This window comes from Mesorhizobium silamurunense, from assembly GCF_014843825.1.
GTDB classification, from domain to species: Bacteria; Pseudomonadota; Alphaproteobacteria; order Rhizobiales; family Rhizobiaceae; genus Mesorhizobium; species Mesorhizobium silamurunense.
Window position 1 is genome coordinate 1 of the sequence record NZ_JHQR01000266.1, and the last position, 15,093, is coordinate 15,093.

Sequence of the window (15,093 nt, forward strand, 5' to 3'; positions counted from 1 at the left end):
CGAGCAGCACGCCGCGGCCGCCATTAACCTTCTGCAGCGCGGTCGCGCCGGCCTGGATCGACAGGCGGCCGGCGACTTCCGACATCGGCGCGAGCAGCGGCAGGCCGCCGCGGTCATCGGTCACCGTCTCATAGGCGACAGCGGTGACGCCCGAAGCGAGCAGGCCCTTCGTCTGCTCCGGATCTGGAGCGAGGTGGAGATAGGTGTAGAGGATCTGGCCGTCGCGCAGTTGCACCCATTCGTTGGGCTGCGGCTCCTTGACCTTGACGATCATGTCCGACTTGGCGAACACGTCGGCGGCAGTCTTGGCGATGGTGGCGCCGGCCGCGCGATAGGCGTTGTCGTCGGCGCCGATGCCGGCACCGGCGCCGGTCTCGACCAGCACTTCGTGGCCGTGCGCGACGTATTCGCGGACCGAGCCGGGCGTGAGGCCGACGCGGTATTCATGGTTCTTGATTTCCTTGGGGCAGCCGACGCGCATTTTCTTCTCCTGTCCGGCCCTTAAAAGGGCGCTCTCCCTGACATTTCCGGGCAATGCCGCCAGTCCCAAAACCGCCGCGCAGTCTTGGGCGACATGCATGAGACGCAGTGAAGCATGAATCGTTCCGTATGTGTTTGCGAATGCACTTGCGGCGGGCCGCAGTCTTCGATAATCGTTGCGTGAATTCCCAAAATATTCGCAGGAATCACGAAGAATGTCGCTCGATAGGATTGATATCGCCATTCTGGAGACTTTGCAGAAGGATGGCCGGATCCCCAACGCGGCGCTTGCCGAGAAGGTCGGTCTGTCGCAATCTGCCTGCTCCAGGCGGCTGGACAATCTGGAAAAATCCGGAACCATCCGCGGCTACCACGCGCGGCTGTCGAATGCCGCGCTCGGCCATCAGATGACCGCGATCGTGCATATATCGCTGTCAGGGCAATTCGAGAAGACGCTGTCGGATTTCGAAGCGGCGATCAAACGCTGCCCGAACGTGCTTTCCTGCCATCTGATGTCGGGCGAATACGACTACATCCTGCGCATTGCCGCCAAAGACCTCGCCGACTATGAGCGCATCCACAAGGAATGGCTGTCGGCCATGCCGCATGTGACGAAGATCAACTCGTCTTTTGCCCTGCGCGAGATCATCGATCGCACGGCGGTCGGGTTGAGGCCGGAGATGGCGTAGCCGCCGTTAAGCTCCGGCCGCCTCCGTCACCACCGTGCTCATCGGAATGTCGTGCGGTTGGGGATAGATGGTCGGGATGCGCTGCAATTCGTAGCCGACGCCGATCACCAGCGGCCTGAGTGGTATGGCGGCAAGCGTGCGGTCGTAGAAGCCGCCGCCATAGCCCAGCCGGTAGTTGCCAGGATCGATACCGACCACAGGCGAGATCACGATATCGGGCAGCACGGGATCACCCTCGGCCGGGATCGGAATGTTCCAGACGCCTTTTTCCAGCCGATCGCCAGGCACATAAGCGCGGAAGACCAGAGGCTGGCGTTTCTCGATGACGACGGGCAGCGCCGTACGGCCGCCACGCGCATTGATCGACGCCATCCAGCCACGCAGGTCTGGCTCGCCGCGGAACGGCCAGTAGAGGCTGACCGTGCGGCCGGAAACGTCACCGATCAGGGCGTCGAGGCCTTCGGCAATCCGCTGTGACATTGCCGCGCGTGCATCGGCAGAAACCGCAAGCCGCGCTCCGATCAGCCGTTCGCGCTCCGCCTTGCGCCAGCGCCTGACATCGGTCCAGTCGGACAGCGGCATCTGGTAGGCCGGGTCGAGCTCGTGCATGAAACAAGGCGGCGAGGCGTATTGAGCCGGGCCTTCGTCATCGCGATTGTCAGTCATGCTTCGCTCCTATCATTCTGCTCAACGCTATACCCGACACCCTATGGCGGCATGCGTGTTCACGACACCGGGCGGCGACTCCCGGGCAGTGCATGGGAGGCTGCAGGCGTTGTTGCGGTGCACAAAAATGCTTACATCATGGGTGATGAATCCGCTCGGCGAGGTGGAATGAAATGAACGAAGCCAGCCATCATGTCGTTGTCGTCGGCGCTGGGTTCGGCGGCCTCGAGCTCACCCGGGCGCTGGCCGGCGCACCGGTGCGCATTACCATGATCGATAAGCGCAATCATCATCTGTTCCAGCCGCTGCTTTACCAGGTGGCGACCACCTCGCTGGCGACTTCGGAGATCGCCTGGCCGATCCGTCATCTCTTACGCAAGCGCAAGGACGTGACAACGCTTCTGGGCACAGTCATCGGCGTCGACCGCGCCGGCAAACGTGCTCTGCTGGAGGATGGCAGCTCGGTCACCTACGACACGCTGGTGCTCGCCACCGGCGCGCGTCACGCTTATTTCGGCCATGACGAATGGGAGCCCTACGCGCCAGGGCTTAAGACGCTGGAAGATGCCACCACGATCCGCCGCCGCATCCTGCTCGCTTTCGAAGAGGCCGAGCGCGAGGCCGATCCCGCCAAACGCCAGGCATTGCTGACGCTGGTCATCGTCGGCGGCGGACCGACTGGGGTCGAGCTCGCCGGCACGATCGCGGAACTTGCGCATGACACGCTGCGCGGCGAATTCCGCAACATCGACACGCGGCAGGCGCGCGTGGTGCTGATCGAGGCCGGCGACCGGATCCTCGCCAATTTCGCGCCGGAGCTCTCAGCCTACGCCCAGAAGGCGCTGGCGCGGCTTGGCGTGTCGGTCGAGCTTGGCCGCGCCGTCACGCATCTGGATGCCGAGGGCGTCGTCTTCGGCGGCGCGCATCTGCCGGCAAAGACCATCCTATGGGCGGCGGGCGTCGCCGCTTCGCCTGCGGCGGAATGGCTGGGAGCGTCTGCCGACCGGGCAGGCAGGGTGCTGGTCGAGCCCGATCTCACGGTGCCGGGCAGCCCCGAGATATTCGTCATCGGCGATACGGCGCCTCTGTTGCGGCCGGATGGAAAACCGGTGCCGGGTGTGGCGCCTTCCGCCAAGCAGGAGGGCAGGCATGTTGCGGCGACGATCAAAGCGAGGCTCGAAGGCGACGCAACGCCACGCCCTTTCCGCTACAAGCATGCCGGCGACCTGGCAACGATCGGCAAACGCGCCGCCGCGATCGACTTCGGCTGGATCAAGCTCACCGGCTGGCTTGCCTGGTGGCTTTGGGGCATCGCCCACATCTATTTCCTGATCGATTTCCGCAACCGTCTCGCGGTGTCGCTTAGCTGGCTATGGATATATTTCACCGGGCAGCGCAGCGCCCGGCTGATCACCCAGGGCGACGACGATAAGGGCTGATTTGCTTGGCTCCCCTGTTTCATCGACGCGTCACCTTGTCGTGATCAACAGGCTCTCGGCAGACGTGGACTCAGAGCGCCTTCGACGCCATGCTCCGCATCCGGGGCAGGGGTTGTCACGTTGTCGTTGAGGAGGAAAGCAATGTCACAACCGCTCGTCACTCGCCGTTCGTTGCTGGCCGGAACTGCTGCCACCGGGGCGCTCATCATGCTGCATCCGTTCTCAGCCCGCGCCGCGGCCAATCAGGCGCATCTCAGGATCATGGAAACCACCGACATCCATGTGAACCTGCTGCCCTATGATTACTACGCCGACAAAGCGAATGACACGATGGGCCTGTCGCGCACGGCCTCGCTGATCGACGCGGTGCGCAAGGAAGCCAGCAATTCGATGCTGATCGACAATGGCGACTTGCTGCAGGGCAATCCGATGGGCGATTACATCGCCTACGAGAAGGGCATGAAGGATGGCGACCTGCATCCGATCATGAAGGGCATGAATCTGCTCGGCTATGAATGCTCGACGCTCGGCAACCACGAATTCAACTACGGCCTATCCTTCATGGACAAGGTGCTTGCCGGCGCCAATTTCCCGTTCGTGTGCGCGAACCTGATCCGTGGCACGACGCTCGCGACGAACCCGCGCGACGACAAGCTCTACCTCAAGCCCTATGTCGTGCTCGACAAGAAGATCAAGGATGGCTCCGGCGCGGAACAGCCGATCAAGATCGGTGTGATCGGCTTCGTGCCGCCGCAGATCATGGTCTGGGACCTGAAGAACCTCGAAGGCAACGTCCAGACCCGCGACATCGTCGAGGCCGCCAAGGCATGGGTGCCGCAGATCCGGGAAGAGGGCGCCGACATCGTGATCGCGCTCTCGCATTCCGGCATCGATATCAAGCGGGGCGACATGATGGAGAACGCCTCGTTCTTCGTCGCCAGTATCGAGGGCATCGATGCGGTCTTCACCGGCCACCAGCACCTCGTCTTCCCCGGCAAGAAGGACTTCCAGGCGCTTGATGGCGTCGATACCGGGAAGGGCACGCTGCAGGGCAAGCCGGCGGTGATGGGCGGTTTCTGGGGCTCGCATATGGGCCTGATCGACCTTTTGCTGGAGCGCGACGGTTCGAAATGGCGGGTCGTCTCGGCCACCTCCGAAGCACGGCCGATCTACGAGCGCGTCGACAACAAGAACAAGGCAACCGTGCCCGATGACAAGCGCATCATCGCGGGGCTGGAGCAGGACCATGAGGCGACACTCGCCTATGTCCGCCGTCCGGTCGGCAAGACGTCCGCGCCGCTCTATTCCTATTTCGCCTTGGTCGCCGACGATCCGTCGGTGCAGATCGTCAATCAGGCGCAGAGCTGGTACCTCAAGGACATATTGAAGAGCACCCAGTGGAAGGATGTGCCGCTCTTGTCCGCGGCGGCACCCTTCAAGGCCGGCGGTCGTAACGGCGCCGACTATTATACCGACGTTCCGGTCGGCGACATCGCCATCAAGAACGTCGCCGACCTCTACCTCTATCCGAACACGGTGCGAGCGGTGGAAATCACCGGCGCGCAGGTGAAGGAATGGCTGGAGATGTCGGCCGGTATCTTCAACAGGATCGAGCCGGGCAAGGCCGATCAGCCGCTGATCAACACCGACTTCCCGTCCTATAATTTCGACGTCATCGATGGCGTCACCTACAGGATCGCCCTGTCGCAGCCGCCGAAATACGATTCGAAGGGCGGCGTAGCGAACGCCGGCTCCAGCCGCATCGTCGACCTGAGGTTCGACGGCAAACCGATTGATCCGGCAGCGAAATTCGTGGTCGCCACAAACAACTACCGCGCCGGCGGCGGCGGCAATTTTCCCGACATCAACGCCTCGAAGATCATCTACGAGGCGCCGGACACCAATCGCGACGTGATCGTGCGCTACATCATCGGCGAAGGCACGATCAACCCCTCGGCGGACGACAACTGGTCGTTCGCGCCGCTGGCCGGCACCAGCGTCGTCTTCGAAACCGGACCCAGGGCGAAGGATTTTATCGATCAGGTGAAATCCCTGAAAATCGAGCCGGCAGGTGAGGGCGAGGGGGGATTTGCCAAATACCGCATCTCACTTTGAAGTTCTGCTTGCCGTCATGCCTGCGGTCAGGGCGACACCGGCGAAGGCTCGATTCCGTCGGCAGCGCCTGGCGCGATTGACGCATCAAACCGCTGGAACGCATGAAGGCGCAAAAGAACGTGACCTCGGAGAATTGCCGCCGAGGCGCTCTGGTTCCGGCTGGCGACATGCGTTAGTTTTAGCAATGCGTTATGTGATCGTCATCGTCGCCATCACCTTCTTCCTGATCTGGGATGGCCTCTACAACCATGGCTACTATCTCGATGCGACCGTCAGGGAGATGTCGCGCATCGTGCGCCACGTCACCGGCGCGGCCTGAGGTCCGACGCTGCTTGGACGGCAGGCGCGACATCGTTGCCGGTTGACGCGACGGCCCTGCTCCCACAAAACGCGCTCAACCGTCGATCGAGGAGGCTGGATTGATCCGGCACATCGTTTTCTTCAGCGTAAGGCGCAAGGAAGATGTGGAGGCCGTGCGGTGCGGCCTGCAGGCGCTGGGCAAGATCCCGCACTCGAAACATTTCGAGGTGACCCTCAACACCAAGGTCGATCTGTTCTCCAACGCGATCGACGTGGTCGTCTATGCCGAGTTCGAGGACGAGGCCGCTCTCGCCGCCTATAAGGCGCATCCGATCTATGCGGAGACGACCAGCAAGGTGAAGCCGTTGCGCGAGCTGCGCTATTCGGCCGACGTCGTGGCCGCCGCATGAACCGAGCAGTCCGCGCCTCCATCAATGCTTTGAACGCCGGACCTTGAACCGCTTTCCGGAATGGGGCACACCGCGCCGGTATGATCGAAACTTCGACCCATCCGCTCGACCACCTGGTTCTGCCGACGCTGAGCCTCGAGATCGCGAGGCAGCGCCTCTCGTCGCTCGGCTTTGTCGTCGCGCCGACCGGCATCCATCCTTTCGGGACCGAGAACGCTTGCGTCTTTTTCGCAGACGGCACCTATCTGGAGCCGTTGGCCGTCGGCGATGAGAAAACGGCGGGACACGCGATAGGCGAAGGCAACGTCTTCGTCGCGCGCGACCGCCTTTACCGCAACAAGCTTGGCGACGAGGGTTTTTCCGCGGTCGTGTTCGGGACCGCCGATGCCGATGCCGACCACGCGCGCTATGTCGAAGCAGGGCTGTCGGCCGGGGATATGCTGAGCTTTTCGCGTGCCTTCACCGACACCGAGGGCAAAAGCGACACGGCATCGTTCAAACTGGCGTTCGTGGCCGATAGAAAAGCAACGGACGCATTCCTGTTCGCCTGTCAGCGCATCAACGCGCCGAAGATCGACCGCACCGCCCTGCAGGCGCATGCCAATGGAGTGACCGGCATCGTCGAGATCGTCGCTGTCAGCGACAGGCCTTCGAGCCAGGCCGGGCTGGTGTCGACCGCAGCCGGCAAGGTCGCGAAGGACGGTGACAAGGTTGAATTGCCCAACGCGACCCTCACCATCCTGACGCCTGATTCAATAGCCTCCCGCTTCGATATTCCGGCAGGGGGCGCTTCGGACCTGCGTTTTGCAGCCATCGTTTTGTCGACCCGCAGCACGGCCGATGTCGCGCATCTGCTTGCAGCCAACGCAATCGAACACAACATGAGCGGCGACGATATCGTCGTGCCGCCGGCGCCCGGTCAGGGCGCGGCGGTCATCTTTCGGGAGATCCCATGAGCGAGTCCCTGACGCCCAATAGATCGGTAACCGTTGGCAAGGTCGTCTTCGCCAACGATGCGCCGCTGTCGCTGATTGCCGGCCCCTGTCAGCTCGAATCGCGCCAGCACGCCTTCGACATGGCCGGCGCGCTGAAGGAACTGACTGAGCGGCTGGGCATCGGCCTCGTCTACAAGACCAGCTACGACAAGGCCAACCGCACCTCGCTGACGGCGACGCGCGGCGCAGGGCTCGAGGCGGCGATGCCCATTTTCGACGATCTGCGCAAGACGTTTTCCATCCCCGTGCTGACGGACGTCCACACCGAGGAACAGTGCGCGATCGTAGCGCCGCATGTCGACGTCCTGCAGATACCGGCTTTTCTATCGCGACAGACCGACATGCTTGTCGCCGCGGCACGGACGGGCAAGGTCGTCAATGTGAAGAAGGGCCAGTTCCTGGCACCATGGGACATGAAGAATGTCGTCGCCAAGATCACCGGCTCCGGCAACCTGAACGTGCTGACCACCGAACGTGGCGCCTCGTTCGGCTACAACACGCTTGTGTCGGACATGCGCGCGCTGCCGATCATGGCTGAAATCGGCGCGCCGGTGATTTTCGACGCCACCCATTCCGTGCAGCAGCCGGGCGGGCAGGGCGGCTCCTCCGGCGGCGAACGCCGCTTCGTCGCAACGCTGGCCTGCGCGGCCGTCGCCGTCGGCGTTGCGGGGGTCTTCATCGAAACCCACCATGATCCGGATAACTCGACCTCTTCCGACGGCCCCAACATGGTGCCTCTCAAGGACATGCCGGCCCTGCTGGAAAAGCTCATGGCGTTCGACCGCGTCGCCAAGGGACGCTGACAGCGGCTGGCTGCGCCGAATCCGGTGGCGGCTTGTACGCTCGCCTTGCAACTGAGCGTCTTGGCAGGAGGAAGCCATGTCTGTCGCCCGCGTCACCGAAATCACGTCGTCGTCCCAGAAGAGCTTTCAGGACGCGATCGAGAATGGCATTGCGCGTGCCGCAAAGACCCTGAAGAATGTCGAGGGCGCCTGGATCCAGGACCAGAAGATCGTCGTCGAAAACGGCAGGATCGCTGCCTACCGGGTCAACATGAAGGTGACCTTCATCCTCACCGACTAGGATCAGGCTGCCGGCGGAAAAGTCTGGAACCTTCACCCGCTCCCCTCATTGTCCAAGCATGCATTGAATCGAGAGGAGCACCACCATGACTACCCCGTCTGGGCATACTGAAGCCATTGCCGCCTCGCGCGTCATCGGCACCTCGGTCTACAATACCGAAGGCAACAGCATCGGCAGCATTGAGGATGTCATGCTCGACAAGATGTCGAACGGCATCATGTTCGCCGTGATCGGTTTCGGCGGTTTCCTCGGCATGGGCGAGAAATACCACGCCATCCCGTGGGCCAGCCTCGACTACGATGCGGACAAGGGCGGCTACGTCGTGCCTTTCACCAAGGACCAGCTCAAGGCGGCGCCCGCGTATTCGATCAAGGAGTTGACCGGCGCCGACGGCGAAGCGGCGCGCGATGCATCCTTCGAGTATTACCACGTAGCGCCTTACTGGCATTGACCGGCAAACAGCGGATCGGAATCGAAAGGCCCCCGGAAATCCGAGGGCCTTTGTGTTTCTGGACCTCTACTCCGCTGCGCGGAGAGTAGAAAGCTCCATCGAGCTTTGCTGGGGTTTCTGATCATCACAGGACGTCAGGAACGCCGCCGCGATCAGGAACAAACTCACGATACCGCTCAACTGGGACATGGCGAAACTCCTCCTGTTTCGCCCCGCGCGAACACGACCATAGATCAGAAGGGCCGGTCATGCGCATGACTTATGATGACAGAAATTTGCGCTTCGTGACTCTTGCCGCCGGCAATAATTGCGGACCGCCCGATTGCCTTTTGCGGTGCTTTGGCTAAGAGGGGCGCGACGCTTCAATCGATCAATCGGGGACATCGCAAATGACCGCCATCATCGACATTGTCGGGCGTGAAATCCTGGACAGCCGTGGAAATCCGACCGTCGAGGTCGACGTGGTGCTGGAAGACGGCTCGATGGGCCGCGCCGCGGTCCCGTCGGGCGCCTCGACCGGCGCCCATGAGGCGGTCGAAGTGCGCGACGGCGGGCCGCGTTATCTCGGCAAGGGCGTTGAGCGCGCGGTCGAGGCAGTGAACGGCGAGCTGTTCGAGGCGATCGGCGGCATGGAAGCCGAGAACCAGATCCATATCGACCAGACGATGATCGAGCTCGACGGCACGCCGAACAAGAGCCGCCTCGGCGCCAACGCCATCCTCGGCGTGTCGCTGGCGGTCGCCAAGGCTGCGGCCGAAGCCGCCGGCCTGCCGCTCTACCGCTATGTCGGCGGCGCGAATGCGCATATCCTGCCGGTGCCGATGATGAACATCATCAACGGCGGCGCGCATGCCGACAATCCGATCGACTTCCAGGAATTCATGATCCTGCCGGTCGGCGCGCCGACGCTGCGCGACGGCGTGCGCTGGGGCTCGGAGATCTTCCACACGCTGAGGAAGAAGCTGAAGGACGCCGGCCACAACACCAATGTCGGCGACGAGGGCGGCTTCGCCCCCAACTTGAAGAGCGCGCCGTCGGCCCTCGATTTCATCATGGAATCGATCGAGAAGGCCGGGTTCAAGCCTGGCGAGGACGTCGCGCTCGGCCTCGACTGCGCGGCGACCGAGTTCTTCAAGGACGGCAACTACGTCTATGAGGGCGAGAAGAAGACGCGCGATCCGAAGGCGCAGGCCAAATACCTCGCCAAACTCGCTTCCGACTATCCGATCATCACCATTGAGGACGGCCTTGCCGAGGACGACTGGGAAGGCTGGAAGATCCTGACCGACCTCATCGGCACGAAGACCCAGCTCGTCGGCGACGACCTTTTCGTCACCAATACGGCGCGGCTGCGCGACGGTATCCGCATGGGCGTCGCCAACTCGATCCTGGTCAAGGTCAACCAGATCGGCTCGCTGACCGAGACGCTGGATGCCGTCGAGACCGCGCACAAGGCCGGCTACACCGCCGTCATGTCGCACCGTTCGGGCGAGACGGAGGATTCGACCATTGCCGACCTCGCTGTCGCCACCAATTGCGGGCAGATCAAGACCGGCTCGCTGTCGCGCTCCGACCGCATGGCCAAGTACAACCAGCTCATCCGCATCGAGGAGGAGCTCGGCAAGCAGGCGCTCTACGCCGGCAGGTCGGTCGTCAAAGGCTGATCCCGGCAATTTCCGGGGAATGCAAGCGCGCTCGTTCGCTGAGCCGCTAATGCATGTCGCTCAAAAGCGCTCAGAACGACATGCATCAAAACAAAGACTTAAAGCGCGCCGCTGGGTCACGCGACGCGCCTGCGAGCACCGCGCTCCCTCAAAAGCTTTCCGTGCGATGCACGCCGAGCGCCACCGATAGGCCTCCCGTGATTTTCTGCATCACATCTGGCTGGTTTCGGTCGACGTCGTAGACGTAACCTGGGAAATCGAGCGGTTGCTGGTGGGACCAGATTGCCTCGTGCTGGTCGGGGGGCAGGACTTGAGCCGGGTCGCCAACGGCAACCCAGCCGATCGGAACGATGGTGCCAGGCTCGAGGCGGGTGCGCAGGTGAACGGTACCGTTGATGCGGACTTCCGATCCACGCCCTATGTGCGCGCCATGGAACACCGCCGCGCCCGTAGCGATAAAAACCTCATCGCCGACTTCTGCGCCAACCACGTGGCTATTGGGGCCTACAAGGCAATTGTTCCCGATCGTGCAAGGGTGACGTGCTGTGGCGCGGATCACCGCATTCTCCAACACGATGCAGTTGCGGCCAATGCGGATCGAGCCGCCTGCCTCCGCCACGAGGCGGGCGCCATGCATGACCCGGCTGCCAGCGCCAATGGCCACATCGCCACACACGGTGGTGTCCGGGGCGACCCACGCGTCGGTATCGACCTCCGGCGAATACCCAGCATAAGAAATGATCATCGCTCGCTCTCCTGTTTCTCGATCTCAGCCGCGCGACAGCCGATCGGGCAGACCTCGGCTCCGCAAAGATCATGCTCGCAGAGGCGACACGTTGTTCTCGCGAAGGCCCGGGAAGTCGTCGCGCCGGCAAGAATCCTATCCAGCATGGAAACAAAGCGCTGCCGCTCATCCGGTCGCAGTGCGGACAGCAATCCGTCGAGCGCGGCGAGTCGGAGAGCTTGCATCTCCTTGACCTGGGCGTGGCCTCTCTTCGTTAGCGTCAGCGGCGTGACACGACCCTCCGGTTTGCCACGCACAATCAGCGCCTGCCGCTGCAGCCCGTCGATCAAACGCACAGCAGTCGGTTGACTGACACCGACAACGTCAGCGAGTTCCGTCGTCGTCAGTCCCGGCTTGAAATGCAGCGTCGACAGCACCGCCGCCGCGCTCGGCGAAAGCTCCCTCAAGGATGCTTCCGTCCTGTCGCGAATCATGGCGCCGAACGCGCCGAGCTTGTTGGCGTCCAATAATTGCATAGCGTATGCATACATTACTTCAGGGCAACGTCAACCTTTTTGCGCATGCAAAGCTGCGCGACCGCAAACGCGTTGAGGCAACTTGCCGCCGGGTCATTCCAGTTCGCCAAAGTCCACGGTCCGTAACCGTCCATTAAGCACAATCGGGCGAAAAAGACTCGGATAGCCACTTGCGTTCGCGGTAGTGAGGGTTCGGGTCATGTGGACACGTCAGCACAAGCAGAGAAACACCGGCAGGCTGATCATTCCGTCGCTCTGCGTGCTGTTCCTCACCTATTTCGGCTTCCATGCCTATCATGGCGAGTTCGGCATCTACTCCAAGTATCGGCTGCAGGCCCAGGCGGTCGAGCTGCAGGCCCAACTCGACGCCGTCAAGGCGCGCCGGGTCGACTTCGAACGCCGTGTCCAGCTCATGCATGAAGGCACGCTGGAGAAGGACATGCTTGACGAGCAGGCCCGAAAGGCGCTCAATCTGTCCCAGCCTGACGAAATCACCATAATGCTGCCCGTCTCGGCAAAATAACCGAATTTCGGTTAATCGCTCTTATTCGCAATGATTCTAAACGCTTAGATGCATGCCAGCCGTGCATTTTTCAGCATGGCGCAATGCATCCTTGCATGTTAGCCTCGCTCAAATCGGTTGGGAGACGATCGCTCTCCCTGAATGTCCGCGAAGAGACGCCAACAGGGAGTGATGCATGGCCACCGCCGCCAGAAAAGCGCCTGCCAAGTCCAAATCCAAATCCGACGGCAAATCGTCGGGCCTTTCCACCCCCAAGCCAGCCGAATTCACCAAGGAAGAAGAGCTTGCCGCCTACCGGCACATGCTGCTCATCCGCCGCTTCGAGGAGAAGGCCGGCCAGCTCTACGGCATGGGCTTCATCGGCGGCTTCTGCCACCTCTATATCGGCCAGGAGGCCGTCGTTACCGGCATGAAGATGGCGCTGATCGAGGGCGACCAGATGATCACCGCCTATCGCGACCATGGCCATATGCTGGCGATGGAGCTGTCGCCGCGCGGCGTGATGGCCGAGCTCACGGGACGCCGCGGCGGCTTGTCGAAAGGCAAGGGCGGCTCCATGCACATGTTCTCCAAGGAGAAGCATTTCTATGGCGGCCACGGCATCGTCGGCGCGCAAGTGTCGCTGGGCACCGGTCTCGCCTTCGCCAACCGCTATCGCGACAACAAGAATGTCTCGCTGACCTATTTCGGCGACGGCGCCGCCAACCAGGGCCAGGTCTACGAGAGCTTCAACATGGCTTCGCTGTGGAAGCTACCGGTGATCTACATCATCGAGAACAACCGCTACGCCATGGGCACGTCGGTATCGCGCTCGTCCGCCGAGACCGACTTCTCCAACCGCGGCGCTTCCTTCAAGATTCCCGGCATCCAGGTCGACGGCATGGATGTGCGCGCGGTCAAGGCCGCCGGCGATGTCGCCGCCGAATGGTGCCGCGCCGGCAACGGCCCGCTCATCCTCGAAATGCAGACCTACCGCTATCGCGGCCACTCGATGTCCGATCCGGCGAAATACCGCTCCAAGGAGGAAGTGCAGAAGATGCGCTCCGAGCATGACCCGATCGAGCAGGTCAAGGCGCGGCTGATGGACAAGAAGTGGGCAAGCGAGGACGAGCTCAAGGCCATCGACAAGGAGGTTCGCGACGTTGTCGCCGATGCCGCCGAATTCGCCCAGAACGACGCCGAGCCGGATCCGTCCGAGCTCTGGACCGATATCGTACTCTAAGGAGAGGGCAAGGACATGCCGATCGAAATTCTCATGCCCGCGCTCTCGCCGACGATGGAAGAGGGCAATCTTTCCAAATGGCTGAAGAACGAAGGCGACAAGGTCGTCGCCGGTGACGTCATCGCCGAGATCGAAACCGACAAGGCAACGATGGAAGTCGAGGCCGTGGACGAAGGCACGCTCGCCAAGATCGTGGTTCCCGCCGGCACCGAAGGCGTCAAGGTCAACGCGGTGATAGCCGTGCTTGCGGTCGATGGTGAAGACGTCGACAAGGCCGGCGAGGGCATCGGCGAAGAGCCTGCCAAGACTGAACCAGCCGCGCCGGCGGCCGCCGCGGCCAAGAGCGAGGCTGCGGCACCTGTCGCGGCCGCGCCGAAGACGGAAGTTGCCGCCGATCCGGATATCCCCGCCGGCACCGAGATGGTCTCAACCACGGTGCGCGAGGCGCTGCGCGACGCCATGGCCGAAGAGATGCGCCGCGACGGCGACGTCTTTGTCATGGGTGAGGAGGTCGCCGAATACCAGGGCGCCTATAAGATCACGCAAGGCCTGCTGCAGGAGTTCGGTCCCCGGCGCGTCGTCGATACGCCGATCACCGAGCATGGCTTTGCCGGCGTCGGCGTCGGCGCGGCGATGGCCGGCCTGAAGCCGATCGTCGAGTTCATGACCTTCAACTTCGCCATGCAGGCGATTGACCAGATCATCAACTCGGCGGCGAAGACGCTCTATATGTCCGGCGGCCAGATGGGCGCGCCGATCGTGTTCCGCGGCCCGAACGGCGCAGCCGCCCGCGTCGCCGCCCAGCACTCGCAGTGCTATGCCGCCTGGTACAGCCATATCCCGGGCCTGAAGGTGGTGATGCCGTACACGGCCGCCGACGCCAAGGGGCTGCTCAAGGCGGCGATCCGCGACCCGAACCCGGTCATCTTCCTCGAGAACGAGATCCTCTATGGCCAGTCCTTCGACGTGCCGAAGCTGGACGATTTCGTGCTGCCGATCGGCAAGGCGCGCGTGCACAAGCAGGGCAAGGACGTCACCATCGTCTCCTTCGGCATCGGCATGACATACGCGGTCAAGGCGGAAGCGGAGCTGCGCGGCATGGGCATCGATGCCGAGATCATCGATCTCAGGACCATCCGGCCGCTCGACTTCGACACCATCATCGCCTCGGTGAAGAAGACCAACCGCCTCGTGGTGGTGGAAGAGGGCTTTCCGCAGAGCTCGGTCGGCGACCATATCGCCAGCCAGGTGTCGCAGCGCGCATTCGACTTCCTCGATGCGCCGGTCATCACCATCGCCGGCAAGGACGTGCCGATGCCCTATGCGGCGAACCTCGAGAAGCTGGCGCTGCCCAATGTCGGCGAGGTCGTCGAGGCAGTCAAAGCCGTCACCTATCGCTGAGCCGGCCGGGAGGATCACATGCCAATCAACATCACCATGCCGGCTCTCTCGCCCACGATGGAGGAGGGCAATCTCGCCAAGTGGCTGGTCAAGGAGGGTGACAAGGTTTCGCCGGGCGACGTGATTGCCGAGATCGAGACCGACAAGGCGACGATGGAAGTCGAGGCCGTCGATGAGGGCACGGTTGCCAAGCTCGTCGTTCCTGCCGGCACCGAAGGCGTCAAGGTCAACGCGGTGATCGCCATCCTGGCCGGCGAAGGCGAGGATGCCGGCGCTGCCGCTAAGAGCGATGGCGGTGCCGCGCCCAAGGCGGAAGCTCCGAAAGCGGACGCAGCGAAGGCCGAAGCGCCCAAGGAAGCGCCGAAGCCGGCGGCAATCGCGGCGCCCGCGCCGGC

At 62.7% G+C, this 15,093-nt stretch carries 19 protein-coding genes; 14 read left to right on the forward strand and 5 right to left on the reverse strand.

What is annotated here, in order from left to right:
* Positions 1 to 481: alanine dehydrogenase (locus DH10_RS27480; RefSeq protein WP_425515379.1), on the reverse strand; the 481-nt coding region annotated here is incomplete at its 3' end.
* 214 nt (positions 482 to 695) lie between these two features.
* On the opposite strand from DH10_RS27480, the gene DH10_RS27485 reads away from it, so the two are divergent.
* Positions 696 to 1,169, forward strand: coding sequence for an Lrp/AsnC family transcriptional regulator (locus DH10_RS27485; protein WP_192244924.1), 474 nt, complete (start codon positions 696 to 698; stop codon positions 1,167 to 1,169).
* A 6-nt stretch (positions 1,170 to 1,175) separates the two neighbouring features.
* On the opposite strand, the gene DH10_RS27490 is transcribed toward DH10_RS27485, so the two are convergent.
* Positions 1,176 to 1,835: a 5-formyltetrahydrofolate cyclo-ligase gene (locus DH10_RS27490; protein WP_192244926.1), complete on the reverse strand. Its 660-nt coding sequence runs from the start codon at positions 1,833 to 1,835 to the stop codon at positions 1,176 to 1,178.
* Between the two features lie 173 nt (positions 1,836 to 2,008).
* On the opposite strand from DH10_RS27490, the gene DH10_RS27495 reads away from it, so the two are divergent.
* The 8 genes from DH10_RS27495 (at position 2,009) to DH10_RS27530 (ending at position 8,628) form a co-directional block, all read left to right on the forward strand.
* Positions 2,009 to 3,274, forward strand: a complete 1,266-nt coding sequence (locus tag DH10_RS27495) for an NAD(P)/FAD-dependent oxidoreductase (RefSeq protein ID WP_192244946.1) — start codon at positions 2,009 to 2,011, stop codon at positions 3,272 to 3,274.
* 141 nt (positions 3,275 to 3,415) lie between these two features.
* On the forward strand, positions 3,416 to 5,389 hold the full coding sequence (locus tag DH10_RS27500) for a bifunctional 2',3'-cyclic-nucleotide 2'-phosphodiesterase/3'-nucleotidase (RefSeq protein ID WP_192244948.1): 1,974 nt from the start codon (positions 3,416 to 3,418) through the stop codon (positions 5,387 to 5,389).
* Between the two features lie 184 nt (positions 5,390 to 5,573).
* Entirely contained in the window at positions 5,574 to 5,708 is a 135-nt protein-coding gene (locus DH10_RS37730) for a hypothetical protein (RefSeq protein WP_281396693.1), read from the forward strand.
* A 100-nt stretch (positions 5,709 to 5,808) separates the two neighbouring features.
* Complete coding sequence (locus tag DH10_RS27510; protein WP_192244950.1) at positions 5,809 to 6,099, forward strand: Dabb family protein; 291 nt, start codon at positions 5,809 to 5,811, stop codon at positions 6,097 to 6,099.
* Positions 6,100 to 6,179: 80 nt separating this feature from the next.
* On the forward strand, positions 6,180 to 7,055 hold the full coding sequence (locus tag DH10_RS27515; protein ID WP_192244952.1) for a VOC family protein: 876 nt from the start codon (positions 6,180 to 6,182) through the stop codon (positions 7,053 to 7,055).
* The gene (kdsA, locus tag DH10_RS27520; protein WP_192244954.1) at positions 7,052 to 7,897 is read left to right on the forward strand and encodes a 3-deoxy-8-phosphooctulonate synthase; all 846 of its coding nucleotides are present in this window, start codon (positions 7,052 to 7,054) and stop codon (positions 7,895 to 7,897) included. The genes DH10_RS27515 and kdsA overlap by 4 nt, the downstream gene beginning before the upstream one ends.
* Before the next feature lie 76 nt (positions 7,898 to 7,973).
* On the forward strand, positions 7,974 to 8,177 hold the full coding sequence (locus tag DH10_RS27525; protein WP_192244956.1) for a dodecin family protein: 204 nt from the start codon (positions 7,974 to 7,976) through the stop codon (positions 8,175 to 8,177).
* Positions 8,178 to 8,262: 85 nt separating this feature from the next.
* On the forward strand, positions 8,263 to 8,628 hold the full coding sequence (locus tag DH10_RS27530) for a PRC-barrel domain-containing protein (RefSeq protein WP_192244958.1): 366 nt from the start codon (positions 8,263 to 8,265) through the stop codon (positions 8,626 to 8,628).
* A gap of 66 nt (positions 8,629 to 8,694) precedes the next feature.
* Here the strand turns inward: DH10_RS27530 and DH10_RS37735 are convergent, their stop codons facing one another.
* Positions 8,695 to 8,817, reverse strand: a complete 123-nt coding sequence (locus tag DH10_RS37735) for a hypothetical protein (RefSeq protein WP_281396695.1) — start codon at positions 8,815 to 8,817, stop codon at positions 8,695 to 8,697.
* A gap of 200 nt (positions 8,818 to 9,017) precedes the next feature.
* Here DH10_RS37735 and eno point away from each other — a divergent pair, with 200 nt between their 5' ends.
* Entirely contained in the window at positions 9,018 to 10,292 is a 1,275-nt protein-coding gene (eno, locus tag DH10_RS27535; protein WP_192244961.1) for a phosphopyruvate hydratase, read from the forward strand.
* A 148-nt stretch (positions 10,293 to 10,440) separates the two neighbouring features.
* On the opposite strand, the gene DH10_RS27540 is transcribed toward eno, so the two are convergent.
* Positions 10,441 to 11,037 carry a gamma carbonic anhydrase family protein gene (locus tag DH10_RS27540; protein ID WP_192244962.1) on the reverse strand — a complete coding sequence of 199 codons (597 nt, stop codon included), beginning with the start codon at positions 11,035 to 11,037 and terminating at the stop codon, positions 10,441 to 10,443.
* Positions 11,034 to 11,552, reverse strand: coding sequence for a MarR family winged helix-turn-helix transcriptional regulator (locus tag DH10_RS27545; RefSeq protein ID WP_192244964.1), 519 nt, complete (start codon positions 11,550 to 11,552; stop codon positions 11,034 to 11,036). Before DH10_RS27545 ends, DH10_RS27540 begins: the two co-directional genes overlap by 4 nt.
* Before the next feature lie 199 nt (positions 11,553 to 11,751).
* On the opposite strand from DH10_RS27545, the gene DH10_RS27550 reads away from it, so the two are divergent.
* The 4 genes from DH10_RS27550 to DH10_RS27565 all read left to right on the forward strand — a co-directional run.
* Positions 11,752 to 12,075: an FtsB family cell division protein gene (locus DH10_RS27550; protein WP_192244966.1), complete on the forward strand. Its 324-nt coding sequence runs from the start codon at positions 11,752 to 11,754 to the stop codon at positions 12,073 to 12,075.
* A 175-nt stretch (positions 12,076 to 12,250) separates the two neighbouring features.
* Complete coding sequence (gene pdhA, locus DH10_RS27555; protein ID WP_192244968.1) at positions 12,251 to 13,297, forward strand: pyruvate dehydrogenase (acetyl-transferring) E1 component subunit alpha; 1,047 nt, start codon at positions 12,251 to 12,253, stop codon at positions 13,295 to 13,297.
* 15 nt (positions 13,298 to 13,312) lie between these two features.
* Complete coding sequence (locus tag DH10_RS27560) at positions 13,313 to 14,698, forward strand: pyruvate dehydrogenase complex E1 component subunit beta (RefSeq protein ID WP_192244970.1); 1,386 nt, start codon at positions 13,313 to 13,315, stop codon at positions 14,696 to 14,698.
* Positions 14,699 to 14,716: 18 nt separating this feature from the next.
* Positions 14,717 to 15,093, forward strand: a 377-nt coding sequence (locus DH10_RS27565) for a biotin/lipoyl-containing protein (protein WP_192385572.1), incomplete at its 3' end; no start/stop codon positions are given.